The following is a 24,943-nucleotide window of genomic DNA, read 5'->3' on the forward strand; positions in this document are numbered from 1 at the left end:
CCCATGAAGGAGATAGCCATGGCCGGCGCCACGGTGACTGTGACGGACGCCAACTTCGAAGAGGTCGTCCTCAAGAGCGACAAGCCCGTCCTCGTGGACTTCTGGGCCACCTGGTGCGGTCCGTGCCGCCAGGTCGCCCCCTCCCTGGAGGCTATTGCCGCCGAGCATGACGAGATCGTCATCGCGAAGCTGAACACCGACGAGAACCCGGCGACCACCGCCAAGTACGGCGTCATGTCCATCCCGACCATGAACGTCTACAAGGACGGCGAGGTCGTCAAGACCATCGTCGGCGCAAAGCCGAAGGCAGCCATCGAGCGCGACCTTGAGGACTACCTCGCCTGAGGTACGCCGTCGCGTTTCACGTGAAACAGGCCCGCCCCCTCCGTGGGGGCGGGCCTGTTTCACGTGAAACGCGACGCGCAGACCGACTTAGAGCGGCCGGAGGGCAGGCTCCTTCTGGACCGCTCCGAGCAGCCGGTCCAATGCAAGCTCCACATCTTCCTTCCACGAGATCGTGGTCCGCAGTTCGAGCCGCAGCCGCGGAAAGCGAGGATGGGGGCGGACCGTCTTGAAGCCCACCGCGAGAAGATGATCGGCGGGCAGCACACATGCCGGTTCGGTCCAGCGAGCATCACCGAACGCCTCAATGGCCTTGAAGCCACGCTGAATCAGATCCTTGGCAACCGTCTGCACCATCACCCGGCCCAGCCCCTGCCCCTGGTAACCAGGCGTCAGCCACGCCGTCAGCAACTGCACGGCGTCCGGCGACACCGGACTGGTGGGGAAGGCCAGAGAGCGCGGCACATAAGCCGGCGGGGCGTACATGACGAACCCGGCCGGCACCTCATCGACATAGACGACGCGCCCGCAGGATCCCCACTCCAGCAGCACCGCCGAGATCCAGGCTTCCTTCTCCAGCTCTGGCCGGCCCGCCCTTACCGCGGCTTCGCCGCTGACGGGGTCGAGCTCCCAGAAGACGCAGGAGCGGCAGCGCTTGGGGAGATCCGGAAGGTTGTCCAGCGTAAGCGGTACGAGCCGACGGCCCATGGAACCAGGTCCTCGCTTCCCTCGCCTGCCGCACCACGCAGCGCAGTCAGCGCCGCCTGCTCCCTGAGCAGACCACCCACGAACCCTCCGATGGTTGCAAGGCCGAAGCCCGCCGCCAGCAGTCCGGTGCGGCTCACTGATCGCATGGCCCTCTCCTCAGTGTGAGGTCTCTCCACGTGGATGCGTGCCATACCCGATCGCATCGTATCCACCCTTTACGGGCACGGGTACTGCCGGAAAGCAAAGGGCGGGCCGTGTTCCGGTATCCACTCCGGAACACGGCCCGCCCTGAGGCCGAATGGATCAGGTCACTCTTCTTCGCCGCTCTCCTCGGACAGCGACTTTCCCAGCACCGATCCCTCGCCGGGAGCGAGGGTGCCGAGGATCCGCTCCAGATCGTCCATGGAGGCAAACTCGACGACGATCTTTCCCTTCTTCTGGCCGAGGTCGACCTTCACCCTGGTCTCGAAGCGATCGGACAGCCGAGAGGCAAGACCGGTGAGCGCGGGGGACACCCGGGCGCCGGCTCGCGGCCCCTTCGCCTTGCTCGCGCTCTTAGGGTTCGAGCCCATGAGCGTGACGATCTCCTCGACCGAGCGGACCGACAGCCCCTCCGCCACGATCCGGCGCGCAAGCTGGTCCTGCTCTTCCGAGTCCTCCAGGGACAGCAGGGCACGGGCATGTCCGGCGGAGAGCACCCCTGCCGCGAGCCGCTTCTGTACGGCCGGCGACAGCTTCAGGAGCCGCAGCGTGTTGGAGACCTGCGGACGCGAACGCCCGATCCGGTCGGCCAGCTCGTCATGCGTGCACTTGAAGTCCTGCAGCAGTTGGTCGTAGGCGGCAGCTTCTTCCAACGGGTTGAGCTGAGCCCGGTGCAGATTCTCCAGCAGCGCATCGAGCAGCAGCCGCTCGTCTTCCGTGGCTCGCACGATGGCGGGGATCTTCTCCAGCCCGGCCTCACGGGATGCCCTCCAGCGCCGCTCGCCCATGATGAGCTCGTAGCTGCCAGGCGCGGGCTGACGGACCACCACCGGCTGGAGCAGCCCCACCTCCTTGATGGAGGTGACCAGTTCCGCGAGGGCATCCTCGTCGAAAACCTCACGCGGCTGCCGCGGGTTCGGCCGGATCGCATCCAGCGGCACCTCGGCGAAGTGGGCACCCGCTACCTCTGACACGGCTTCCGCGGTCTTCTCCGCTTCGGCCGGTGCCTCTGTTTCACGTGAAACACCGGGCGTCGGCAGCGAAGCGACCTTGGCAGCCGCTACTCCTCGTTCCGAGGCCAGAACCGGCACGGACGACGGTGACGTCGCTCCTCGTCCCGCTGTGGGCCCGGCAGGGTCCGTGTTCTGCGGTGCCGCGGGGATCAGCGCACCGAGCCCACGGCCCAGCCCTCTACGTCGTTCGCTCACTGAGTCCCCTCCGAGATGCTGTGCTGTGCTTCATAGTTCACACTCAGGCCCTGGCCCCCCGTCTGCGGAGCGCCACGCACCGCGATCTCTCTGGCCGCTTCGAGATACGAAAGCGCGCCACTGGATCCCGGGTCGTAGGTGAGCACCGTCTGCCCGTAGCTGGGTGCCTCGGAGATGCGGACCGAGCGCGGGATGCTCGTACGGAGCACCTCGCTGCCGAAGTGACTACGCACTTCATCGGCGACCTGTGACGCGAGCCGGGTACGCCCGTCGTACATCGTGAGCAGAATCGTCGAGACATGGAGCTTGGGGTTGAGATGCCCCCGCACCAGGTCGACGTTCCGGAGCAGCTGCCCCAGGCCCTCCAGCGCGTAGTACTCACACTGAATCGGAATCAGTACCTCGGCGCCGGCGACCAGGGCGTTCACGGTCAGCAGCCCGAGCGAGGGCGGACAGTCGATGAGGATGTAATCCAGCGGCTGCTCATACGCCTTGATAGCTCGGTCCAGCCGGCTCTCGCGCGCGACCAGTGAGACCAACTCGATCTCGGCACCGGCCAGATCGATCGTGGCAGGGGCGCAGAAAAGGCCCTCCACTTCCACCACCGGCTGCACCACGTCGGAGAGTGGCTTGCTCTCGACCAGCACGTCGTAGATGGACGGCACTTCGGCGTGGTGGTCGATACCCAGAGCCGTCGACGCGTTGCCCTGGGGGTCAAGGTCTATGACCAGTACCCGGGCCCCGTGCAGCGCCAGTGAGGCCGCCAGGTTCACCGTGGTGGTGGTCTTGCCGACCCCGCCCTTCTGGTTGGCGACCACCATGACCCGGGTCTGTTCAGGTCGGGGCAGCGCCTCACCCCCGCGGCCGATTGCCTCTACCGCCAGCTGAGCTGCACGACCGATCGGGGTGTTGTCCATCGGGGGCGGCGTTTCACGTGAAACGTCGTCCCCGAACGACTCGCTACGGGGACCGGGGACCGGATCGGTCATCGGTCCCGCGATGTTGGCGTCGGACCGCAAGGATTCACTCTCCTCGACATCAGGCTCGCATTGGTCAGAGCCTGCCATGCTTTCGGCACCGTGAACCAGTGAGGTCCGTTCTCCTGTGGATGAATCCACATCTGTGGATGCTTTCGTGACCCTTGCGGGTTTCCGGTCGCGCGGCGCGGTAGCCGCACGACCACGGCCGATGATCCCTTGCAGCAGAGAACGACGTTTCACGTGAAACACGATGCCAGCGCCGCGTCCGATTAAGTCGCGACACTCCGTCTTGTGGCTTTTTATGGCGCTTGCGGAATTCGCCCTATCCGCTGTTTCGCGGATAGCTACGCCCACCGCATTGCAGCCGGCCGGGACCTCTCCGGCGTCAGGGCATCAACGCCGGCGGCCCCTCGCCGCCCGGCTGACACGCGCAGCCTTCGCCCTCTTCGCGGCGAAGCGCACCCCGCCCGGGCTCTCGCCCACCTCGACCCGCACCACGGTCGACGGCGGATCCACCACGCCCTCGCCCACCTGCACGACCGAGGTCTCGACCACACCGAGCTTGCTCAGCGCCGCACGGGCCGCCTTGAGCTCCTCCTCCGCCGTGTCGCCCTTGAGCGCCAGCATCTCGCCGTACGGACGCAGCAGCGGAACACCCCACCCGGCCAGCCGGTCCAGCGGCGCGACCGCCCGCGCGGTCACCACATGCACCTGCGGAAGCTGGCCCATGACCTCTTCGGCCCGGCCCCGGACGACCGTGACATGGTCCAGCCCGAGCAGCTCGACCACTTCCTGAAGGAAGTTCGTCCGCCGCAACAGCGGCTCCAGGAGCGTGATCTTCAGGTCCGGGCGCACCAGCGCCAGCGGGATACCGGGCAGCCCTGCCCCCGAACCCACATCACAGACCGAGACACCCTCCGGAACGACCTCGGAGAGCACCGCGCAGTTCAGCAGGTGCCGCTCCCACAACCTCGGCACCTCGCGTGGACCGATCAACCCGCGCTTCACACCGGCGTCGGCGAGCAGTTCGCCGTACCGTACGGCCTCGGGAAAGCGCTCGCCGAATACCTCCTGCGCCGCTTTCGGCGCGGGAGGGAGCTCCGCTGCTGCCTCCGTCACGGGAACCGCCCTTCCTCTGGACTGCTTTTCCTGCCGGGGCCCCGGGCTGTTCCCGGGGGTATCACAGAAGGCTGACAACTTTTGGCCCCGCCTGCGAGCAGACGGGGCCAAAGAAAGACTGAGCGCTGAGCGATCAGGCCGGGAGGACAACCACGCAGCGCTGCGGCTCCTCGCCCTCGGACTCGCTCCGCAGCCCGGCCGCGGCCACCGCGTCATGCACGACCTTGCGCTCGAACGGCGTCATCGGGTCCAGCTTCACCGGCTGCCCGGTGCTCTTGGCCTCCGCCGCCGCATTCGCGCCGATCTTGGTGAGCTCCTCGCGCTTACGCGCCCGGAAGCCGGCGATGTCCAGCATCAGACGGCTGCGGTCACCGGTCTCGCGGTGGACGGCCAGCCGCGTCAGCTCCTGCAGCGCCTCCAGCACCTCGCCGTCCCGCCCCACCAGCTTCTGGAGGTCGCGGCTGGTCGAGTCGCTGATGATCGACACCGCGGCGCGGTCGGCCTCGACATCCATGTCGATGTCACCGTCGAGGTCCGCGATGTCCAGCAGACCTTCCAGGTAGTCGGCCGCGATCTCGCCTTCCTGCTCCAGGCGGGTCAGGGTGTCGGTGCCCTTGGTGGCAGGGGTCGTGTCCGTCACGTCAGGACTCCTTCTTACTTCTTGGACGGGTGCTTGGGGCGCTGCTGGCCCTTGCGCTGACCGGATTTGGTGGTACGGGATCCGGAGGCGGAGCCGCCCTTGTCGGACGTGTCGCCGGTCCCCTCGCTGTCCTGCGCGGACGCCTTCGAGGACCCGGCTGCCGTATCACCCGACGCCGAGCCGGCACGCGTACGGTTCTGCGCGCCGCCCGTCGGCGCACCCGTGCCGGACTGCCGCTTGGCCTTCGTCTGGCGCTTGGGCTGCTGGCGGTTCTGGCGGGCCTCGTCGGCGGCCTTCTTCGCCTCGATCTCGGCGGGGCTCTCGACGACCTTGCCCTTGGCGCGCAGCCGCTCCTGACGCTCGGTGAACGCCTTGCTGCCCGGGGTGGGGTTACGGCGGATGACGAACATCTGCTGCCCCATGGTCCACACGTTTGTGGTCAGCCAGTAGACGAGCACACCGACGGGGAAGTTGATACCGAAGACGGCGAACATGACCGGGAAGACGTACATCAGCATCTTCTGCTGCTGCATGAACGGCGTCTTCACCGTGAGGTCGACGTTCTTGGTCATCAGCTGGCGCTGGGTGTAGAACTGCGACGCCGACATCAGGACGATCATGATGATCGTGACGACGCGGACGTCGGTCACCGATGCGCCGAGAGTCTGGATCTTCGCCGCGCTGTCCATGAACTTCGCCGCGAGCGGGGCACCGAAGATGTGCGCCTTCTGCGCGCTCGCCAGCAGCGACGGGTCGATGAAGCCGACCGTCTTGTTCTGGGCGATGTGACTGAGGACCTGGTACAGCGAGATGAAGAACGGCGACTGGGCCAGAATCGGGAGACAGCTGGAGAGCGGGTTGGTGCCCGTCTCCTTGTAGAGCTTCATCATCTCTTCGGACTGGCGCTGCTTGTCGCTCTTGTAGCGCTCCTGGATCGCCTTCATCTTCGGCTGGAGCGCCTGCATGTTCCGCGTCGACTTGATCTGCTTCACGAAGAGCGGGATCAGGCAGACACGGATCAGCACCACCAGCGAAACGATGGACAGACCCCACGCAGCTCCACTGTCCCGGTCGAAGACGAGGCTGTAGAACGAGTGGAACTGGACGATGATCCAGGAAACTGCGTAATAGAGAGGACCGAGGATCGTGTCCACGAATCAGGCTCCTTGGGCGTTGGGCTGAGTCTCGGGCTGGGCGACAGGCTCAGGGACGGTGGGCCCGCCCAGGCGGCTCCTCAGCCGCTGATGCCAAACCGGACGCTTCCGGGGAGGGACGTGGTCGACGCCACCGAGCGACCACGGGTTGCACCGCAGGATGCGCCAGGCTGTGAGCGCAGTCCCTTTCACCGCGCCGTGCCGGTCGATGGCCGTATAGCCATAGTGCGAGCACGACGGGTAGTACTTACAGACCGGCCCCAGCAGAGGGCTGATGGTCCACTGGTAAATCTTGATCAAAAGCAGCAGCGGGTACTTCACTGTGCGCTCCCTCCCGGGTCCCGTCCGGGGTTCCGGGGGCCCGCGGCGGAGCCGCCGTCGGTCACAGCCCCTGGGGGATTGCAGCCTTTCGACACCTCTCCCAGCAGCCGCGCGAGCGCGGCGTCCAGGTCGCGGGCCAGCTGGTCGTGATCCGCGTCACCCGCGCCGGGCAGGGCCCGTACGACAACCAGGCTACCGGCGGGCAGCCGGTCCAGCCGATCGCGCATGAGGTGGCGAAGCCTCCGCTTGACCTTGTTGCGAACGACGGCGATGCCAACGGCTTTGCTGACGACGAAACCCGCACGCGCCGGGGGAACACATTCCCCCGCTGCGTGCGGGTCCGTTGCACCGCTACGAAAATGAACGACGAGGAGCGGGCGCCCGGCCCTGCGTCCCCGGCGTACCGCGGTCGCAAAGTCCTCGCGCCGCCTCAGCCGATGTTCGGTAGGCAGCACGTCATGGACCTAGGTTCAGGCTGCTCAGGCCGACAGGCGGGCGCGACCCTTGCCACGGCGGGACGCGAGGATCGCGCGGCCGGCACGGGTCCGCATGCGCAGACGGAAGCCGTGGGTCTTCGCACGACGGCGGTTGTTCGGCTGGAAGGTGCGCTTGCTCACTCGGGGGCTCCAGGAATCCTTGTTGTCTCTACGAGACAGATGTGGGGCGTCGACTGGCTGTCACCGTGCGCCCACGAGTAGCTCGCAACGCCTGAGTGCACCGCTACACGATCACTTGAGCGCGATCTTTGCCCATCGGAGGCAGGCGGCAGCAGCCATCGACAACTCGACCTGGTCACGGTACGCGCGGCTACGCCATCCGGTCAAACCGGCTCTATGGCAGCGCGGACGCCCCTCGCCAGGACACACTATGCACAGCCTGTGGACAACAACTTGAATCCCCAGGCCCGCCCTGACTACCGTGACTGAACTCCGATTCCTTCCCGCCCGTCCTGAGAATCACACATTCGTGGGACTGTGAGAGAGCGTGCCCTGTGGCTGATGTACCTGCCGATCTTGCCGCAGTGTGGCCACGCGTACTCGATCATCTTCTCCGGGCCGAGGCCGACGGCCTCAAGCCGAAGGACCAGGACTGGCTCAAGCGCACCCAGCCGCTGGCGCTGGTCGCCGACACCGCGCTGCTCGCCGTGCCCAACGAATTCGCCAAGGGCGTCCTCGAAGGCCGGCTGGCACCGCTGATCGGGGAAGCGCTCAGCCATGAGTGCGGCCGGCCGATCCGGATCGCGATCACCGTCGACGACTCCTCCGAGGAGCCCCCGGCCCAGCAGCCCGCGCCGCAGCAGCCACAGCACCCGCAGACGCAGCAGCACCAGCAGCACCAGCACGACGCGTACGACGGCTACGACGGGCGGCACGAGACCCGGCACGGCTACGGGCACCAGGGCGACAACCTGCCCTCGGTACGTCCCGCGTATCCCGATTACCCGCAGCCCCGGCACGAGCCCGGGGCCTGGCCCCAGCACTCCGCCGTCGACGCGGTCGGCCCGCGCGAGGAGTACGGCTGGCAGCAGCAGCACCTCAGCGGCTACCCCGACCGCGACCCGTCCGCGGAGCAGTGGCGCGAGCCGTACGCCTCCCCGCAGCCGCCGCACCTCCAGCACCAACAGCATCAGCAGCCGCCGAACGACTACCGCGCACAGGCGCCCGACCGCAGCGGGCCGCCGCGGCACGGCGAGGGCCCGCGCTCCCCTTATGACCAGCAGCGCCGCGATCACTCCGAAATCCCGCCGCACGGCCCCAACGGCCGGCCGGTCGGTCCCGGCGGCACGCTGCCCGCGCCCAGTGGCGCGCCCGGTCCGCTCGCCGCGCAGCCCGCGCCGGCGACCGGTCCCGGGGAGCCGACCGCGCGGCTGAACCCCAAGTACCTCTTCGACACCTTCGTCATCGGCGCCTCCAACCGCTTCGCGCACGCCGCGGCGGTCGCGGTCGCCGAGGCGCCGGCCAAGGCGTACAACCCGCTGTTCATCTACGGGGAGTCGGGGCTGGGCAAGACCCACCTGCTGCACGCCATCGGGCACTACGCGCGGAGTCTGTATCCCGGCACCCGGGTGCGGTACGTGAGCTCGGAGGAGTTCACCAACGAGTTCATCAACTCCATCCGCGACGGCAAGGCGGACGCGTTCCGCAAGCGCTACCGGGACATGGACATCCTGCTCGTCGACGACATCCAGTTCCTGGCGAGCAAGGAGTCGACGCAGGAGGAGTTCTTCCACACCTTCAACACGCTGCACAACGCGAACAAGCAGATCGTGCTCTCCAGTGACCGGCCGCCCAAGCAGCTGGTGACCCTTGAGGACCGGCTGCGCAACCGCTTCGAGTGGGGGCTGATCACCGACGTCCAGCCGCCGGAGCTGGAGACCCGGATCGCGATCCTGCGCAAGAAGGCCGTGCAGGAGCAGCTGAACGCGCCGCCGGAGGTGCTGGAGTTCATCGCGTCCCGGATCTCGCGCAACATCCGCGAGCTGGAGGGTGCGCTGATCCGGGTCACCGCGTTCGCGTCGCTGAACCGGCAGCCGGTGGACCTGGGGCTCACCGAGATCGTGCTGAAGGACCTGATCCCCGGCGGCGAGGACGCCGCGCCGGAGATCACCGCGACGGCGATCATGGCGTCGACCGCCGACTACTTCGGGCTGACCATCGACGACCTGTGCGGATCCTCACGCAGCCGGGTGCTGGTGACGGCCCGCCAGATCGCGATGTACCTGTGCCGGGAGCTGACCGACCTCTCGCTGCCGAAGATCGGCGCCCAGTTCGGCGGGCGCGACCATACGACCGTGATGCACGCCGACCGCAAGATCCGTGCGCTGATGGCCGAGCGGCGCTCCATCTACAACCAGGTCACCGAGCTGACCAACCGCATCAAGAACGGCTGACGGGCGGCCTCGCCGCCGGCTGCCACAGGCGCTCCCAGGGCGCTCCGGGACCGGTTCCCGGAGCGCCCTTCGCCGTCCGGGAGCCCGCGGTGCGCCAGGACCCCGGCGGCCCGCTGTACGGGCGAGCCGTGCCGCGGGTGCTCGGGTCGGCTGCAAGCCGCTGTGAGGTCCCGGTGGGCTCCTGAAGCCCACCCCGAGGGTTCCGGGCCGCTTTCCGAGGCTGTCCGGCACCATCCGCCGCCGACCCAAACCTGTGGACCGCACCGTCTCTGTTCGATTCCTGGCCCGGTCACGGCCTCTCTCCACAGATTGGGCAAGAATCTTCCGTCCACACCCTGGGGAGAGGAAAGTTATCCCTGTGGGATCCACAGGCCGGTGTTCTGACGGGCCATCGGACAAGGTCAGCGGCGTGTGGAATTGTGGCCAACCGTGATCCACAGGTTGTGGACAGAGATCTCGTCCACAGGGCTGGGGGCGGCTTGTCCACCGGCAACCCACAGCTCAGCCACGGTTGTCCCCAGTGATCCCCAGCTTCTCCACACCCCTGTCCACTGTTCGGCAACGCGACACCCCGCCTCACCGCGCCGAGTGAAAGCGGTCACACCAAGGTGGTGGGTTGGGCTGTGGGGAACGTGGGTAAACCTGGGGACGGCACTGGGGAGAAGTAGCCCTGCCCTGTGCATCGGGTGTGCAGAACTTCGGGCGGTCCACAGAAGAGGCCGCTTATCCACGGCGGTCACCCACAGGAGCAGTGGACAAAAAATCCGCGTTGACCTGCGCAAAGGCAGTTGTCCACGGTTTCCACAGGCCCTACTACTACGACCACGGATATCTACCGGGGAATTCGCTCGGAAACGGGGCCTGTGCACAACTCGCCTCCGGAGCGCCCGGCACCGGTCGAGCCGACTTGACCCCGAGCCGCACCGAGTGTCGGTGGCGTGCGTCAGACTGGTCTCCGGCAACTCAGCCGACGACGAAGAGCCAGCAGGCCGAGAGCCAGCAGGGCGAGAGCCAGCAACAGCAGGAGGCGGTTTCCGGTGAAGATCCGGGTGGAGCGCGATGTACTCGCGGAGGCAGTGGCCTGGGCGGCCAAGAGCCTCCCGGCCCGTCCGCCGGTGCCCGTCCTCGCGGGCCTGCTGCTGAAGGCGGAGGACGGCGCACTGAGCCTCTCCGGCTTCGACTACGAGGTCTCGGCGCGGGTCTCGGTGGAGACCGAGGTGGAAGAGGAGGGCACGGTCCTCGTCTCCGGCCGGCTGCTCGCCGACATCTGCCGGGCCCTCCCCAACCGCCCGGTGGAGATTTCCACCGACGGTGTACGGGTGACCGTGGTCTGCGGCTCCTCGCGCTTCACCCTCCACACCCTGCCTGTGGAGGAGTACCCGTCGCTGCCCGCGATGCCCACCGCCACCGGCACGGTTCCCGGTGAGGTCTTCGCCGCTGCCGCCGCCCAGGTCGCCATCGCCGCCGGCCGCGACGACACGCTTCCCGTTCTCACCGGCGTCCGGATCGAGATCGAGGGCGACACGGTCACCCTGGCCTCCACCGACCGCTACCGCTTCGCGGTGCGCGAGTTCCTGTGGAAGCCGGAGAGCCCGGACGCCTCCGCGGTCGCGCTGGTGCCCGCCAAGACGCTGCTGGACACCGCCAAGTCCCTGAGCAGCGGCGACACCGTCACCCTGGCACTGTCCGGCTCTGGGCAGGGCGAGGGCCTGATCGGTTTCGAGGGCGCCGGGCGGCGGACCACGACCCGCCTGCTGGAAGGCGACCTGCCGAAGTACCGGACGCTCTTCCCGACCGAGTTCAACTCGGTCGCGGTGATCGAGACCGCCCCGTTCGTCGAAGCCGTCAAGCGTGTGGCGCTGGTCGCCGAGCGGAACACCCCGGTGCGGCTGAGCTTCGAGCAGGGTGTGCTGATCCTGGAGGCCGGCTCCAGCGACGATGCACAGGCTGTGGAGCGGGTGGACGCCGAGCTGGACGGCGACGACATCTCGATCGCCTTCAACCCGGGCTTCCTCCTGGAGGGCCTGTCGGCCATCGACTCCCCGGTGGCGCAGCTGTCGTTCACGACGTCGACCAAGCCCGCGCTGCTGAGCGGGCGCCCGGCCAAGGACGCCGAGGCGGACGACGCGTACAAGTACCTGATCATGCCCGTCCGGCTCTCGGGCTGACCCGTGCGGCGCCGCTCGTCAGGGCCCTTCTGCCGACTGGCTGACAGGCCCTGATGAGCGGCTGAGCCCACAGCTGTGCACGGGGTCGCGGGCGTAGGCTCGGACTCAGGTACGACAGCAACGACTACGTGCAAAGAGGGTCTCTGATGGAGCTCGGTCTCGTCGGTCTCGGCAAGATGGGCGGCAATATGCGCGAGCGCATTCGCCGCGCCGGCCACACCGTCATCGGATACGACCGCAACCCCGACCTGGCCGATGTGGACAGCCTCAAGGAGCTTGTGGACAAGCTCAAGGGCCCGCGGGTGGTCTGGGTCATGGTTCCGGCCGGTGCCGCCACCCAGGCGACGATCGATGAGCTGGCGGAGCTGCTCTCGCCCGGCGACATCGTCGTGGACGGCGGCAACTCCCGCTGGACCGACGACGAGAAGCACGCCGAGGAGCTGGCCGCCAAGGGCATCGGCTTCGTGGACTGCGGTGTCTCCGGCGGTGTCTGGGGCCTGGAGAACGGCTACGCCCTGATGTACGGCGGCGACAAGGAGAACGTCGCCAAGGTGCAGCCGATCTTCGACGCCCTCAAGCCCGAGGGCGAGTTCGGCTCCGTCCACGCCGGCAAGGTGGGTGCGGGTCACTTCGCGAAGATGGTCCACAACGGCATCGAGTACGCGATGATGCAGGCGTACGCCGAGGGCTGGGAGCTGCTGGAGACGGTCGACTCGGTCACCGACGTGCGCGAGGTCTTCCGCTCCTGGCAGGAGGGCACGGTCATCCGCTCCTGGCTGCTGGACCTGGCCGTCAACGCCCTCGACGAGGACGAGCACCTGGACAAGCTGCGCGGTTATGCACAGGACTCCGGTGAAGGCCGCTGGACTGTGGAAGCCGCCATCGACAACGCCGTACCGCTGCCCGCGATCACGGCTTCGCTGTTCGCGCGCTTCTCGTCCCGGCAGGACGACTCCCCGCAGATGAAGATGATCGCCGCGCTGCGCAACCAGTTCGGTGGCCACGCGGTCGAGAACAAGAAGTAAGCAGCAGCAACCAGCTCAGCAGCCGGGGGAGGTCGGCGCGTAGCTATGCACGTATCGCATCTGTCGCTCGCCGACTTCCGCTCGTACGCCCGGGTCGAGGTCCCGCTCGACCCGGGCGTCACGGCGTTTGTCGGCCCCAACGGGCAGGGCAAGACCAATCTCGTCGAGGCGGTCGGCTATCTGGCCACGCTCGGCAGCCACCGGGTCGCGTCGGATGCGCCACTGGTGCGGATGGGCGCGGACCGGGCGATCATCCGGGCCGCGGTCGTCCAGGACGAGCGGCAGCAGCTGGTGGAGCTGGAGCTCAATCCGGGCAGGGCGAACCGCGCCAGGATCAACAGGTCGTCGCAGGTCAGGCCGCGCGATGTGCTGGGGATCGTACGGACCGTGCTGTTCGCGCCGGAGGATCTGGCGCTGGTCAAGGGCGACCCGGGCGAGCGCCGGCGGTTCCTCGATGAGCTGATCACCGCCCGTTCGCCGCGGATGGCGGGCGTGCGCTCCGACTACGACCGCGTCCTCAAGCAGCGCAACACCCTGCTGAAGACGGCGGCGCTGGCCCGTCGGCACGGTGGCCGGCAGATGGACCTGTCGACGCTGGACGTCTGGGACCAGCATCTGGCCCGCGCGGGGGCCGAACTGCTCGCGCAGCGGCTCGACTTGATCGCCACGCTGCGCCCGCTGGCGGACAAGGCGTACGAGCAGCTGGCGCCGGGCGGCGGGCCGCTGGGGCTGGAGTACCGCGGTTCCGCGGGCGAGGCGATGGCCGCCGCGGCGAACCGCGAGGAGCTGTACGGCGTGCTGCTGGCAGCGCTGGGCGAGGCCCGCAAGAGCGAGATCGAGCGCGGTGTGACCCTGGTCGGGCCGCACCGCGACGATCTGCTGCTGAGGCTGGGGCAGTTGCCGGCGAAGGGCTATGCCAGCCACGGCGAGTCCTGGTCGTACGCGCTGGCGCTGCGCCTGGCGTCGTACGAGCTGCTGCGGGCCGAGGGCAATGAGCCGGTGCTCGTTCTCGACGACGTCTTCGCCGAGCTGGACGCGCGGCGCCGGGAGCGGCTGGCGGAGCTGGTCGCGCCGGGCGAGCAGGTGCTGGTGACGGCGGCGGTGGACGACGATGTGCCGGGGGTGCTGATCGGGGCGCGTTACACGGTGTCCGACGGCGCCGTGGAGAAGGTGGACCGGTGACCGAACCGCAGCCGGAGCGCCCCAGGACTCCGGAGCTGTCGGGTGTGGATCTGGCCCGTCAGGCGCTGGTCGCCGCCAAGGAGCAGGCCCGCGCCCGGGGCGCCGCGGCGCAGCAGAAGAAGCAGGCCCGGCGCGGCGGGCTGCGTTCGGGTGCGCGGGCGGACGGCCGCGATCCGCTGTCGCTGGGTGCGGCGATCAACCGACTGATCACCGAGCGCGGCTGGGAGACCCCGGCGGCGGTCGGCGGGGTGATGGGCCGCTGGCCGCAGCTGGTGGGGCCCGAGGTGGCGCAGCACTGCGAGCCGCAGAGGTACGACGAGGACGCCCGCGTGCTGACCGTGCAGTGCGATTCGACGGCCTGGGCGACGCAGCTGCGGCTGCTGGCGCCGCAGCTGGTGGCCCGGCTGAATGAGGACCTGGGCCATGGCACGGTCAAGATGATCAAGGTGCTGGGGCCCGGCGGCCCCGCTCGCAGGTACGGGTCGCTGCGGGCGCCCGGCAGCAAGGGCCCGGGCGACACCTACGGCTAGATCCCGGCGCGAGGAGATCCCAGAGAGCGAGGTGGGGGGGGGGTTTCACGTGAAACACCGCNGTTTGCGGAGTCTCATGCGTCACACGTGTTTACAGGCGCCCTACACCCCGTCCCGCCGCCCGATCCGTTTCACGTGAAACGGCCCAGAGAGCGAGGTGGGGGCGGTGTTTCACGTGAAACACCGCCCCCACCTCGCTCTCTGGGCCGTTTCACGTGAAACGGATCGGGCGGCGGGACGGGGTGTAGGGCGCCTGTAAACACGTGTGACGCATGAGACTCCGCAAACGGTAGCCGGTGGTTGACATCCCGAAGCGCTGAGTGCCCGTTTGAGCGTCCTGAGGCCCCTTCTCGCATATGGGGAGTCGGCGGACGTCAGTTCAGGGCGGCACATGACGACTCAGGCGCCTGCAAACCCCCATGAGTGTCCGCCCTACCGGTAGACTGGTAGACAATCCCGCCCACTCGCGGAACATGTCGAACGACGAGCCGCTCCCGCCTGTCTTCCCAGGGGTCCTCCCCGCAGGTGCGGAAGGGCTCGTGCTGTGCCAGAAAGGGCGCTTCGTGGCCGACTCCGGCGACCTCAACGAGAACAACATGGCTTCTACCGAAGAAGGGGTTCCCGCAGGTGCCGTGGGCGACTCCTCGGTGGAGAAGTCGTACGACGCCAGCGCGATCACCGTCCTTGAGGGCTTGGACGCGGTTCGCAAGCGCCCCGGCATGTACATCGGCTCGACGGGCGAACGCGGTCTGCACCACCTCGTGTACGAGGTCGTGGACAACTCGGTCGACGAGGCACTGGCCGGGCATGCGGACACCATCGACGTGACGATCCTGGCCGACGGCGGTGTCCGCGTCGTCGACAACGGCCGCGGTATCCCCGTCGGCATCGTGCCGTCCGAGAACAAGCCGGCCGTCGAGGTCGTGCTGACGGTGCTGCACGCCGGCGGCAAGTTCGGCGGCGGCGGTTACGCGGTCTCCGGTGGTCTGCACGGCGTGGGTGTCTCCGTCGTGAACGCGCTGTCGACGCGGTTGGCCGTCGACGTCCGCACGGACGGCTACCGCTGGGCGCAGGACTACAAGCTCGGTGTGCCGACCGCGCCGCTGGCCAAGCACGAGGCCACCGAGGAGTCCGGCACCTCGGTCACGTTCTGGGCCGACGGCGACATCTTCGAGACGACCGAGTACAGCTTCGAGACGCTCTCCCGGCGCTTCCAGGAGATGGCGTTCCTCAACAAGGGTCTGACGATCGCGCTGAAGGACGAGCGCCCGGACCATGTGGACGAGGACGGCAATCCGCTCTCGGTGCGGTACCACTACGAGGGCGGCATCGTCGACTTCGTGAAGTACCTGAACTCGCGCAAGGGCGAGCTGGTGCACCCGAGCGTGATCGGGGTGGACGCCGAGGACAAGGAGCGGACGCTCTCGGTCGAGATCGCGATGCAGTGGAACACCCAGTACAGCGAGGGTGTCTACAGCTTCGCGAACACCATCCACACCCACGAGGGCGGCACCCACGAAGAGGGCTTCCGCGCCGCGCTGACGGGTCTGATCAACCGTTACGCCCGCGACAAGAAGCTGCTGCGCGAGAAGGACGACAACCTCACGGGTGAGGACATCCGCGAGGGTCTGACGGCGATCATCTCGGTCAAGCTCGGCGAGCCGCAGTTCGAGGGCCAGACCAAGACCAAGCTGGGCAACACCGAGGCCAAGACCTTCGTCCAGAAGGTCGTGCACGAGCACCTCACCGACTGGCTGGACCGCAACCCCAACGAGGCCGCGGATATCATCCGCAAGGGCATCCAGGCGGCGACGGCGCGGGTCGCGGCCCGCAAGGCGCGCGATCTGACCCGCCGCAAGGGGCTGCTGGAGACGGCGTCGCTGCCCGGCAAGCTGAGCGACTGCCAGTCCAACGACCCGACGAAGTGCGAGATCTTCATCGTCGAGGGTGACTCCGCCGGCGGTTCGGCCAAGTCCGGCCGCAACCCGGAGTACCAGGCAATCCTCCCGATCCGCGGCAAGATCCTCAACGTCGAGAAGGCCCGGGTCGACAAGATCCTGCAGAACAACGAGGTCCAGGCGCTGATCTCGGCCTTCGGCACCGGAGTCCACGAGGACTTCGACATCGAGAAGCTCCGCTACCACAAGATCATTCTGATGGCGGACGCCGATGTCGACGGCCAGCACATCAACACCCTGCTGCTCACCTTCCTGTTCCGCTTCATGCGTCCGCTGGTCGAGGCCGGGCACGTCTACCTCTCGCGCCCGCCGCTGTACAAGATCAAGTGGGGCCGGGACGACTTCGAGTACGCCTACTCCGACCGCGAGCGGGACGCGCTGATCGAGCTCGGCAAGCAGAACGGCAAGCGGATCCGCGAGGACTCCATCCAGCGGTTCAAGGGTCTCGGCGAGATGAACGCCGAGGAGCTGCGCATCACGACCATGGACACCGACCACCGTGTCCTCGGCCAGGTCTCGCTGGACGACGCGGCCCGCGCGGACGACCTGTTCTCCGTGCTGATGGGCGAGGACGTCGAGGCACGCCGCTCCTTCATCCAGCGTAACGCCAAGGACGTCCGCTTCCTCGACATCTGAGCCCTGTCGGCCCGAACAACAGCCGCAGCTCGAAAGGACTTTGAACCACCATGGCCGACGAGAACCCCCCTGTGACCCCTGACGGTGTGACCGCCGAGGGCGCGCCCGCCACCATCGAAGGCGTCGGGATGCGCGTCGAGCCCGTCGGGCTCGAAACGGAGATGCAGCGCTCGTACCTCGACTACGCGATGTCCGTCATCGTGTCGCGTGCGCTGCCCGACGTCCGCGACGGCCTCAAGCCGGTGCACCGCCGCGTGCTCTACGCGATGTACGACGGCGGCTACCGCCCCGAGAAGGGCTTCTACAAGTGCGCCCGCGTCGTCGGCGACGTCATGGGTACGTACCACCCGCACGGTGACACCTCCATCTACGACGCGCTGGTCCGCCTCGCGCAGCCGTGGTCGATGCGGATGCCGCTGGTCGACTCCAACGGCAACTTCGGCTCCCCGGGCAACGACCCGGCCGCGGCCATGCGGTACACCGAGTGCAAGATGAAGCAGCTGTCGATGGAGATGCTCCGGGACATCGACGAGGAGACCGTCGACTTCCAGGACAACTACGACGGCCGCAACCAGGAGCCGACGGTCCTGCCGTCCCGCTTCCCCAACCTGCTGATCAACGGCTCGGCCGGTATCGCCGTCGGTATGGCCACCAACATCCCGCCGCACAACCTCCGCGAGGTCGCGGACGGCGCGCAGTGGGCGCTGGCCCACCCCGAGGCGTCCAGCGAGGAGCTGCTGGACGCGCTGATCGAGCGGGTCAAGGGCCCGGACTTCCCCACCGGCGCGCTGGTGGTGGGCCGCAAGGGCATCGAGGAGGCGTACCGCACCGGCCGCGGCTCGATCACGATGCGCGCGGTGGTGGCGGTCGAGGAGATCCAGAACCGCCAGTGCCTGGTGGTCACCGAGCTGCCCTACCAGGTCAACCCGGACAACCTCGCGCAGAAGATCGCCGACCTGGTCAAGGACGGCAAGATCGGCGGCATCGCGGACGTCCGCGACGAGACCTCCTCCCGTACCGGCCAGCGGCTGGTCATCGTCCTCAAGCGGGACGCGGTCGCCAAGGTCGTCCTCAACAACCTCTACAAGCACACCGATCTGCAGACCAACTTCGGCGCGAACATGCTCGCGCTGGTCGACGGGGTGCCGCGCACGCTCTCCCTGGACGCGTTCATCCGCAACTGGGTCACGCACCAGATCGAGGTCATCGTCCGCCGGACGAAGTTCCGGCTGCGCAAGGCCGAGGAGCGGGCGCACATCCTGCGCGGTCTGCTCAAGGCGCTGGACGCCATCGACGAGGTCATCGCGCTGATCCGGCGCAGCGACACGGTCGAGACCGCCCGCGAGGGCCTGATGGGTCTGCTGGCCATCGACGAGATCCAGGCGAACGCGATCCTGGAGATGCAGCTGCGCCGGCTGGCCGCCCTGGAGCGCCAGAAGATCACCGCCGAGCACGACGAGCTCCAGCGCAAGATCCGCGAGTACAACGCGATCCTGGCCTCCCCGGAGCGCCAGCGCCAGATCATCAGCGAGGAACTGGCCGCGATCGTCGAGAAGTTCGGCGACGACCGGCGCAGCATGCTGGTGCCCTTCGAGGGCGACATGTCCATCGAGGACCTGATCGCCGAAGAGGACATCGTCGTCACGATCTCCCGTGGCGGCTATGTGAAGCGGACGAAGACCGACGACTACCGTTCGCAGAAGCGCGGCGGCAAGGGCGTACGGGGCACCAAGCTCAAGGAAGACGACATCGTCGACCACTTCTTCGTCTCCACCACCCACCACTGGCTGCTGTTCTTCACCAACAAGGGCCGGGTCTACCGCGCCAAGGCGTACGAACTCCCGGACGCCGGGCGGGACGCGCGGGGCCAGCACGTGGCCAATCTGCTGGCCTTTCAGCCGGACGAGCAGATCGCGCAGATCCTGGCGATCCGCGACTACGAGGCGGCGCCGTACCTGGTCCTCGCCACGAAGGCCGGCCTGGTCAAGAAGACCCCGCTCAAGGACTACGACTCGCCCCGCTCCGGCGGTGTGATCGCGATCAACCTCCGCGAGCGGGAGGACGGCACGGACGACGAGCTGATCGGCGCCGAGCTGGTCTCGGACACCGACGACCTGCTGCTGATCAGCAAGAAGGCGCAGTCGATCCGGTTCACCGCGACCGACGACGCGCTGCGCCCGATGGGCCGGGCCACGTCGGGTGTGAAGGGCATGAGCTTCCGCGAGGGCGATGAGCTGCTCTCGATGAACGTGGTCCGGGACGGTACGTTCGTCTTCACCGCGACCGACGGCGGGTACGCCAAGCGCACCGCGGTCGACGAGTACCGCGTCCAGGGTCGCGGCGGCCTGGGGATTAAGGCCGCCAAGATCGTCGAGGACCGGGGTTCGCTGGTCGGCGCGCTGGTCGTCGAGGAGTCGGACGAGATCCTCGCGATCACGCTCGGCGGTGGCGTGATCCGGACACGGGTCAACGAGGTCCGGGAGACCGGCCGTGACACCATGGGCGTCCAACTGATCAACCTGGGCAAGCGCGATGCCGTCGTCGGCATCGCACGGAACGCCGAGGCCGGCCGGGAAGCCGAAGAGGTCGACGGGCCCGAGGGAGCCGACGAGACCGGCGCGGCGGAAGACGCCGCGCCCGTGGCGGCCGGGGGCGAGCAGCCCGCGGCGGAGTAACCGAGGAGTAGGTCGTGAGTGGAGCCACGGGCGCTGCGGCGGGCGGACCGGGAGTCGGCAAGGACTCCTCGGCGGGACCCGCAACCGTGACGGAAGACGGCGTCCGTGGCTCTTCCATGTCCGAAGGCACCGGGGACGACGGTGCCCATGAGGGAGGACCCATGGCCGATACCCGACAGCCCCAGCCCCAGCCCCAGCCGCCGCAGGCCCGGACCGGCGGCCAGGTGACGCCGCAGGGGGGCGCGCAGCAGCCCTACCAGCCGCCTCAGGCGTACCGCACGGGCGGCGGGCAGGAGGGCGCCGGACAGGCGGTGCGCAAGCCGCGTACGGGCGCCAGTACGGCCCCCAGGACGCGCAAGGCCCGGCTCCGGGTGGCGCGTACCGACCCGTGGTCGGTGATGAAGGTGAGCTTCCTGCTGTCCATCGCGCTGGGTATCTGCACGATCGTGGCGGTGACGGTGCTGTGGATGGTGATGAACGCGATGGGCGTCTTCTCCACCGTCGGCAGGACGATCAGTGAGGCGACCGGCTCGGCGGACGGCGGCGGCTTCGATCTCCAGTCGTTCCTGTCGCTGCCGCGGGTGCTGCTGTTCACCTCCGTCATCGCGGTGATCGACGTGGTGCTGGCGACCGCGCTGGCCACGCTCGGCTCGTTCATCTACAACCTGTCGGCCGGCTTCGTCGGCGGTGTGGAGCTGACCCTCGCGGAGGACGAGTGAGTCCTCGGCCGGCGGGCGGTCCTGGAGCCTCGGGAACCGATTTTGGGAACGCCTCTGAAGTGCGCTAATCTTTCGTTGCAGCGAACGAGCGGCTATAGCTCAGACGGTTAGAGCGCTTCCCTGATAAGGAAGAGGCCCCAGGTTCAAGTCCTGGTAGCCGCACCGCACCATCGGCCCGGCCGGAGATTTCTCCGGCCGGGCCGATGCTTTTGCCGGGGCGATGGGAACCGACGGCGTGGGCGATTCGTTGTAGAGGGACGGAAGTTGAGGCCCTTCGGCGCCCGCGGAAGAGGTGTTGCCGAGTGCGGGCTAGATAACCGATCGGTATCGGCCGGTGTGTATCATCGGCCGACATAGGGTCCCCTACGTCAACGAAAGACGAGGTCGCGCGGTGAAGAAGCTTCTCCTGGTCGCACTGGCCGCCATCGGCGGGCTCCTCGTGTACCGCCAGATCCAGGCGGATCGCGCCGAGCAGGATCTGTGGACGGAGGCGACCGACTCCGTGCCCGCAGGTTCGGGTGTGTGAGACCACACGCACAGCACAGTTTGTAGGGACCCCGGTTGCCGATGGGCGGCCGGGGTTTCGTATGTCCGGGGTCGGGCAGACGGGCAGGTGGGTTTGCTGTCGCATAGCCTTCGATTGCAACAGCAAAGACCATGTCCGTGATGGTGGTGTCTGTGATGTGATCGGCGGGACGCGAGGGGGACGACATGGCACGACGACCATGCCGCGGGGCGGTGGCGGCGTTCGGGGGGCTGTTCGTGGCCCTCACCGCGGCGGTCCTCCCCGCCGCGGCGGCACCGTCCGCGGCGCCGGCCGCCGAGGGCACGGGCAGGGCGTACGGCGCCCCGAACGCCCGGGCGCTCTCCCGCCATGCGCAGCGATCCGGCCAACTCTCCGCGCCCGGCTACCGGTTCAGCGGTAAGCCGGTCCAGGGCACGGCCGACCGGCAGAGCGCGCCGGCCATCTCGCCGGGGCAGTATCTGGACAGCATCGGCCCCAACGAAGAGCGGTACTACGCCACCGACCTGGACGCGGCGTCGGCGGCGGACTTCTCGGCGACGGCGGTCCCGCCGCCCGGGGCGGCGGTCGACTCCCCGGACGCGCTGCACACCAAGGTCGTGTACGGCACGGACGGTTCCTGCGAGTCCACGACGGCGATGTTCGGGCAGCGGGAGGGAGCCGCACCGCTGACCTCGGGCGTCAGCCGGATCCCGTCGCAGCGCGGCACCAACAGCTGTGACAAGGCGGGCCGGTACTGGCTGGTCGTCGAGCGCACGGCGGCCAAGGGGGCGGGCGCCGCGCGCTGGCCGCTGGAGCTGACGTTTCACGTGGAACCACCGCTGGCGAAGGGCGTCGCCCCCGCCCCGGCCGAGCCGGACTACGGCGCCGGCGGCAAGGACGCCACGCTGCCCACCACCGCCCCCGAGGAGGTCTCCGGCGGCACCGGCTTCAACGACGCCCGGCTGCTGCACCAGGGCGTCTGGCGGGACAGGATCCTTCCGGCCCAGACGCTCTGGTACAAGGTGCCGGTCGGCTGGGGCCAGCAGCTGCGCTACGACGTGGAGTTCGCCAAAGAGCCCAAGGCCAAGGGCGCCGTCACCCGGACGTCCTTCGGCAGCACCCAGGTCTACACGCCGTACCGGGCGCCGGTCGGCAGCGGCACCGGACAGTTCATCCCGCAGGTGCCCTACAACGGGCGGGTGGCGTCGCTGAAGATGGGGACCGTGCCGGTCTCCTGGACCAACCGCTACGAGACCCACCCCGACGTCGTCCCCGTCCACGCCAAGGGCGACTTCTACATTGCCGTCACGCTGGGCGCCAGAGCCGCCCAGATCAGCCAGAATTCGCAGATCGACCTGGTGCTGCGGGTCGCCGTCCTGGGCAAGGAGAAGGCCGGACCGGAGGCCGCGGCGACCGCGGTCAAGAGCCTTGCCACGGGCGGCGGTTCGGGGTCCGTGGCGGGCCGCGGCGGATGGCCCGCGATCCGCGTGGCCGGGGTGTCCGTCGGCGTGGTGGGCGTCCTGCTGCTGGCCGGCCTCGGGACGTCGTACGTCTGGGCCCGCCGGAAGCCGCGGCCGACCGGTGCGGCGGCGGATCCGCGGAAGAGCGGCTCGTGCTGAAGGGGCGGGCGGCGCCGACCGGGGGCTCGCGGCCCTGGCGGAGCTGACCGGGCCGGCGCTCGCACCGGGCACGGTGGGCGTGGCCGCGGCCGGCGGCTTGCCGGGCTGTGCGAGGGCGCCCGACGGCACGGCGGTCAAGGGCAGCGCGGACACCGCCAACGCCCCGCAGCTCGCGCCGGGGCAGCACGCCGACACCATCAAGCGCGGTGGGACCAAGTACTACGCCGTCTCTCTCGACGCCACCGGCAACGCCTACTTCTCCGCGGCCGCCGCGCCGCGGCCCGGGACCAAGGTCGCGGACCACGCCGCCCGCCTCATCGGCCCGGACATCCCGCCAAAGCCCCTGGCCCGCAGGTGTCAGGCGGCGAACAGGGCCCAGACGCCGACCGCGATGCACAGCAGCGCCACGATGAGTACCGGGATCGCGACCTTCGGAGGCGGCCCCGGTCTGCGGTCCGGGATGTCGGGGCGCGGCGCCGCGGCGGAGCCCGGGGAAGGCGTCACCGGGGCGTGGGCGGCGCCCGGCGGCGGGCCGGGGAGCGGGGGCTGCCCGGTGGTGTACGGGCGGGTCGCGGACGCCTCCGGGTGGCCGGCGGCGGTCGGCTCGTAGCGGGGCATCGGGGCGGGGGTCCGCGGCGGGGTGCTCGGCGGGGCCGGGACGTTCCGGGCGGGCGGCGGTCCCGGCGGCATCGGCGCCGGGGTCGGCGGGGTGCTCGGCTGCGGCGGGATCTGCGGCTCCGGCGGCGCGAGCTGGAAGCTCCCGGTGTCCGACAGGGAGCCGGGCCCGACGGCGGCCGGCTCGCCGGTCCCGGAGGTGGCCACGATGGTGCTGTCGGTCGCGCCGTCGCCGCCGGCCGGGCGCAGTGGCCCGTCCGGCCCGAATCCGGCGGGCAGCGGCCCGATGTGGTCGAAGACCTCGACGACCTCGTCCTCGATCGTCGCCTCGGGCAGCAGCTCGGCCGCCGCCAACAGCGCCTTCCGGGCTCCCGTCGCCGTCTTGAAGCGGGCGTCCGGATCCGGGTGCACCAGTGAGGCCAGCACCTGCCACAGCGGTTCCGGTACGCCTTCGGGGGCGTTCGGTATGCCGTGGTCCGCGAAATGCCGGATCAACGCCTCCGCATCCGGCTTGACGCCGGTGAGCAGGGACAGCGCGACCAGCCCGGCGGCGAACAGGTCGGCGGGGAAGTCCGGTTCGGCGCCGAGCATTTGCTCCGGCGCGAAGTAACCGGGCGTGCCCACCACGTAGTTGGTCTCGGTGAGCCGCGGCTCTCCCTTGCGCATCGCGATGCCGAAGTCGGACAGCCGCAGATGGGGGCGGCCGGTGCCGGTCGCCTCCAGCAGGAGGTTCGCCGGTTTGATGTCCCGGTGCACCACGCCCTCGGCGTGTACGGCGGTCAGTCCGGCCAGCAGCTGGTCCATCAGGGTGCAGACCATCCGCGGCGGCAACGGGCCGTAGTCGCCGGACAGATGGGCCAGCGAGCCGCCGTGCACCAGATCCATGGTGAACAGCACCTTGTCGTCGTCCGCGGCCCAGCTCGCGGGGGCCAGCACATGCGGGTGGTCGATCCGCAGTGCCTGTTCGCGGACGAAGCGCAACAGCGTGTGCGCGTCGCTCTGCTGGAGCACTTTGGCCGCCACGTAGCGGCGCCGCCGGTGGTCCCAGGCGCGCCAGACCGCGCCCACTCCGCCCCGTCCGATCGGATCCACGAGCTCGTACCGACCGGCGAAGATCTCACCCATTGCGCCCCGTCCGCTTCTGGCTCACGAGTCCCCTGCGACCGACTCTCGGCTGGCCAACGCTCCCCGGCTAACTCTGGTGCGCCTCGTAATGGGCGACCGCGTCCGCGGTGCGGCCGGCACCGTAGACCCTGAGGAACTCTGCCAGTTCGGGGTGCGTGGGGGCGAGGGTGGTCGCCGCCTCGATGATGTCCCCGGCGTCGGAGACCGACCGCAGGAGCGACTGGATCTCCCGCACCACCCGGCGCACCGTGGTGGCTCCCGTGGAGGACGTGGTCTGCGCGGTGTTGTTCAGCACCGAGCCGCCCGCCGTCTTCTTGATCTCCTCCATCCGGTCGGTGGCCTCCGCGGCGCTCACGCTGCCGTCCGCGACCTGCCCGGCCAGCTCCTGGAGCGCCTGGACCCGCTGGACCACGGCCGGGTTGCCTATCTTGGCGCGCTGCCCGCTCATCAGCTGGGACAGCATCGGCGCGGACAGGCCGAGCACCGAGGCCAGCCGGGCCTGGTTGAGCCCGAGGTCGTCGATCAGCCGGCGGAACAGCGCGCCCAGAGGTTCCCCGTACCAACTGCGCTGGAGCTCCCGGGCCCGCGCGGTGGCTTCCTGCTGTGCTGCGTCCATGCCGTCT

21 protein-coding genes, 1 tRNA gene and 1 pseudogene are annotated in these 24,943 nt (G+C 69.0%); 12 read left to right on the forward strand and 11 right to left on the reverse strand.

The features are described 5' to 3' along the window. The first annotated feature begins 18 nt into the window (after positions 1–18). Positions 19–345, forward strand: coding sequence for a thioredoxin (trxA, locus tag ACO1BR_RS03035; protein ID WP_426793719.1), 327 nt, complete (start codon positions 19–21; stop codon positions 343–345). An 87-nt stretch (positions 346–432) separates the two neighbouring features. Here the strand turns inward: trxA and ACO1BR_RS03040 are convergent, their stop codons facing one another. The 9 genes and pseudogenes from ACO1BR_RS03040 to rpmH all read right to left on the reverse strand — a co-directional run bounded on the left by ACO1BR_RS03040 (position 433) and on the right by rpmH (position 7,290). Next, on the reverse strand, positions 433–1,050 hold the full coding sequence (locus ACO1BR_RS03040; protein WP_426793458.1) for a GNAT family N-acetyltransferase: 618 nt from the start codon (positions 1,048–1,050) through the stop codon (positions 433–435). A gap of 308 nt (positions 1,051–1,358) precedes the next feature. After that, on the reverse strand, positions 1,359–2,459 hold the full coding sequence (locus ACO1BR_RS03045; protein ID WP_426793459.1) for a ParB/RepB/Spo0J family partition protein: 1,101 nt from the start codon (positions 2,457–2,459) through the stop codon (positions 1,359–1,361). Further along, positions 2,456–3,526 (reverse strand): AAA family ATPase, encoded by a 1,071-nt coding sequence (locus tag ACO1BR_RS03050; protein WP_426793460.1) that lies wholly within the window; start codon positions 3,524–3,526, stop codon positions 2,456–2,458. Before ACO1BR_RS03050 ends, ACO1BR_RS03045 begins: the two co-directional genes overlap by 4 nt. Before the next feature lie 306 nt (positions 3,527–3,832). After that, entirely contained in the window at positions 3,833–4,558 is a 726-nt protein-coding gene (gene rsmG, locus ACO1BR_RS03055; RefSeq protein ID WP_426793461.1) for a 16S rRNA (guanine(527)-N(7))-methyltransferase RsmG, read from the reverse strand. A gap of 133 nt (positions 4,559–4,691) precedes the next feature. After that, complete coding sequence (locus ACO1BR_RS03060) at positions 4,692–5,198, reverse strand: protein jag (RefSeq protein WP_426793462.1); 507 nt, start codon at positions 5,196–5,198, stop codon at positions 4,692–4,694. Positions 5,199–5,212: 14 nt separating this feature from the next. Continuing rightward, complete coding sequence (gene yidC / locus ACO1BR_RS03065; RefSeq protein ID WP_426793463.1) at positions 5,213–6,352, reverse strand: membrane protein insertase YidC; 1,140 nt, start codon at positions 6,350–6,352, stop codon at positions 5,213–5,215. 3 nt (positions 6,353–6,355) lie between these two features. Then, the gene (gene yidD, locus ACO1BR_RS03070) at positions 6,356–6,673 is read right to left on the reverse strand and encodes a membrane protein insertion efficiency factor YidD (RefSeq protein ID WP_006604423.1); all 318 of its coding nucleotides are present in this window, start codon (positions 6,671–6,673) and stop codon (positions 6,356–6,358) included. Positions 6,674–6,771: 98 nt separating this feature from the next. Further along, positions 6,772–7,128 (reverse strand): annotated as a pseudogene (gene rnpA / locus ACO1BR_RS03075) (ribonuclease P protein component); the annotation flags it as partial. Positions 7,129–7,152: 24 nt separating this feature from the next. Further along, positions 7,153–7,290, reverse strand: coding sequence for a 50S ribosomal protein L34 (gene rpmH / locus ACO1BR_RS03080; RefSeq protein WP_003949374.1), 138 nt, complete (start codon positions 7,288–7,290; stop codon positions 7,153–7,155). 374 nt (positions 7,291–7,664) lie between these two features. On the opposite strand from rpmH, the gene dnaA reads away from it, so the two are divergent. The 11 genes from dnaA (at position 7,665) to ACO1BR_RS03135 (ending at position 22,580) form a co-directional block, all read left to right on the forward strand. Continuing rightward, entirely contained in the window at positions 7,665–9,563 is a 1,899-nt protein-coding gene (gene dnaA, locus ACO1BR_RS03085; protein WP_426793464.1) for a chromosomal replication initiator protein DnaA, read from the forward strand. Between the two features lie 1,037 nt (positions 9,564–10,600). Continuing rightward, positions 10,601–11,731 carry a DNA polymerase III subunit beta gene (gene dnaN / locus ACO1BR_RS03090; RefSeq protein ID WP_426793465.1) on the forward strand — a complete coding sequence of 377 codons (1,131 nt, stop codon included), beginning with the start codon at positions 10,601–10,603 and terminating at the stop codon, positions 11,729–11,731. Between the two features lie 146 nt (positions 11,732–11,877). Beyond that, positions 11,878–12,756, forward strand: a complete 879-nt coding sequence (gnd, locus tag ACO1BR_RS03095; RefSeq protein ID WP_426793466.1) for a phosphogluconate dehydrogenase (NAD(+)-dependent, decarboxylating) — start codon at positions 11,878–11,880, stop codon at positions 12,754–12,756. Positions 12,757–12,801: 45 nt separating this feature from the next. Continuing rightward, positions 12,802–13,938, forward strand: coding sequence for a DNA replication/repair protein RecF (gene recF, locus ACO1BR_RS03100; protein ID WP_426793467.1), 1,137 nt, complete (start codon positions 12,802–12,804; stop codon positions 13,936–13,938). Next, positions 13,935–14,468, forward strand: coding sequence for a DUF721 domain-containing protein (locus ACO1BR_RS03105; RefSeq protein WP_426793468.1), 534 nt, complete (start codon positions 13,935–13,937; stop codon positions 14,466–14,468). Before recF ends, ACO1BR_RS03105 begins: the two co-directional genes overlap by 4 nt. Positions 14,469–15,064: 596 nt before the next feature. Continuing rightward, complete coding sequence (gene gyrB, locus ACO1BR_RS03110; RefSeq protein WP_426793720.1) at positions 15,065–17,062, forward strand: DNA topoisomerase (ATP-hydrolyzing) subunit B; 1,998 nt, start codon at positions 15,065–15,067, stop codon at positions 17,060–17,062. Positions 17,063–17,112: 50 nt separating this feature from the next. Continuing rightward, positions 17,113–19,737, forward strand: a complete 2,625-nt coding sequence (gene gyrA, locus ACO1BR_RS03115; RefSeq protein ID WP_426793469.1) for a DNA gyrase subunit A — start codon at positions 17,113–17,115, stop codon at positions 19,735–19,737. Positions 19,738–19,751: 14 nt separating this feature from the next. Next, entirely contained in the window at positions 19,752–20,456 is a 705-nt protein-coding gene (locus ACO1BR_RS03120; protein WP_426793470.1) for a DUF3566 domain-containing protein, read from the forward strand. A gap of 88 nt (positions 20,457–20,544) precedes the next feature. Beyond that, positions 20,545–20,618, forward strand: a tRNA-Ile gene (locus tag ACO1BR_RS03125). Between the two features lie 229 nt (positions 20,619–20,847). Continuing rightward, positions 20,848–20,982, forward strand: a complete 135-nt coding sequence (locus ACO1BR_RS03130; protein WP_003958712.1) for a DLW-39 family protein — start codon at positions 20,848–20,850, stop codon at positions 20,980–20,982. Between the two features lie 185 nt (positions 20,983–21,167). Then, entirely contained in the window at positions 21,168–22,580 is a 1,413-nt protein-coding gene (locus tag ACO1BR_RS03135) for a hypothetical protein (RefSeq protein ID WP_426793471.1), read from the forward strand. A gap of 357 nt (positions 22,581–22,937) precedes the next feature. On the opposite strand, the gene ACO1BR_RS03140 is transcribed toward ACO1BR_RS03135, so the two are convergent. Both ACO1BR_RS03140 and ACO1BR_RS03145 read right to left on the reverse strand, forming a co-directional pair. Then, positions 22,938–24,320 carry a protein kinase domain-containing protein gene (locus tag ACO1BR_RS03140; protein WP_426793472.1) on the reverse strand — a complete coding sequence of 461 codons (1,383 nt, stop codon included), beginning with the start codon at positions 24,318–24,320 and terminating at the stop codon, positions 22,938–22,940. A 67-nt stretch (positions 24,321–24,387) separates the two neighbouring features. Further along, positions 24,388–24,936 carry a helix-turn-helix domain-containing protein gene (locus ACO1BR_RS03145; protein WP_043265208.1) on the reverse strand — a complete coding sequence of 183 codons (549 nt, stop codon included), beginning with the start codon at positions 24,934–24,936 and terminating at the stop codon, positions 24,388–24,390. Between the last annotated feature and the right edge of the window lie 7 nt (positions 24,937–24,943).

This window comes from Streptomyces sp. YGL11-2, from assembly GCF_050054615.1.
GTDB lineage: Bacteria > Actinomycetota > Actinomycetes > Streptomycetales > Streptomycetaceae > Streptomyces.

Coding starts and splice junctions, on each gene's coding strand:
- trxA (WP_426793719.1), top strand. CDS start 19: ATGGCCGGCGCCACGGTGACTGTGACGGACGCCAACTTCGAAGAGGTC.
- ACO1BR_RS03040 (WP_426793458.1), bottom strand. CDS start 1,050: ATGGGCCGTCGGCTCGTACCGCTTACGCTGGACAACCTTCCGGATCTC.
- ACO1BR_RS03050 (WP_426793460.1), bottom strand. CDS start 3,526: ATGGCAGGCTCTGACCAATGCGAGCCTGATGTCGAGGAGAGTGAATCC.
- gnd (WP_426793466.1), top strand. CDS start 11,878: ATGGAGCTCGGTCTCGTCGGTCTCGGCAAGATGGGCGGCAATATGCGC.
- recF (WP_426793467.1), top strand. CDS start 12,802: ATGCACGTATCGCATCTGTCGCTCGCCGACTTCCGCTCGTACGCCCGG.
- gyrB (WP_426793720.1), top strand. CDS start 15,065: ATGGCTTCTACCGAAGAAGGGGTTCCCGCAGGTGCCGTGGGCGACTCC.
- gyrA (WP_426793469.1), top strand. CDS start 17,113: ATGGCCGACGAGAACCCCCCTGTGACCCCTGACGGTGTGACCGCCGAG.
- ACO1BR_RS03135 (WP_426793471.1), top strand. CDS start 21,168: ATGGCACGACGACCATGCCGCGGGGCGGTGGCGGCGTTCGGGGGGCTG.
- ACO1BR_RS03140 (WP_426793472.1), bottom strand. CDS start 24,320: ATGGGTGAGATCTTCGCCGGTCGGTACGAGCTCGTGGATCCGATCGGA.
- ACO1BR_RS03145 (WP_043265208.1), bottom strand. CDS start 24,936: ATGGACGCAGCACAGCAGGAAGCCACCGCGCGGGCCCGGGAGCTCCAG.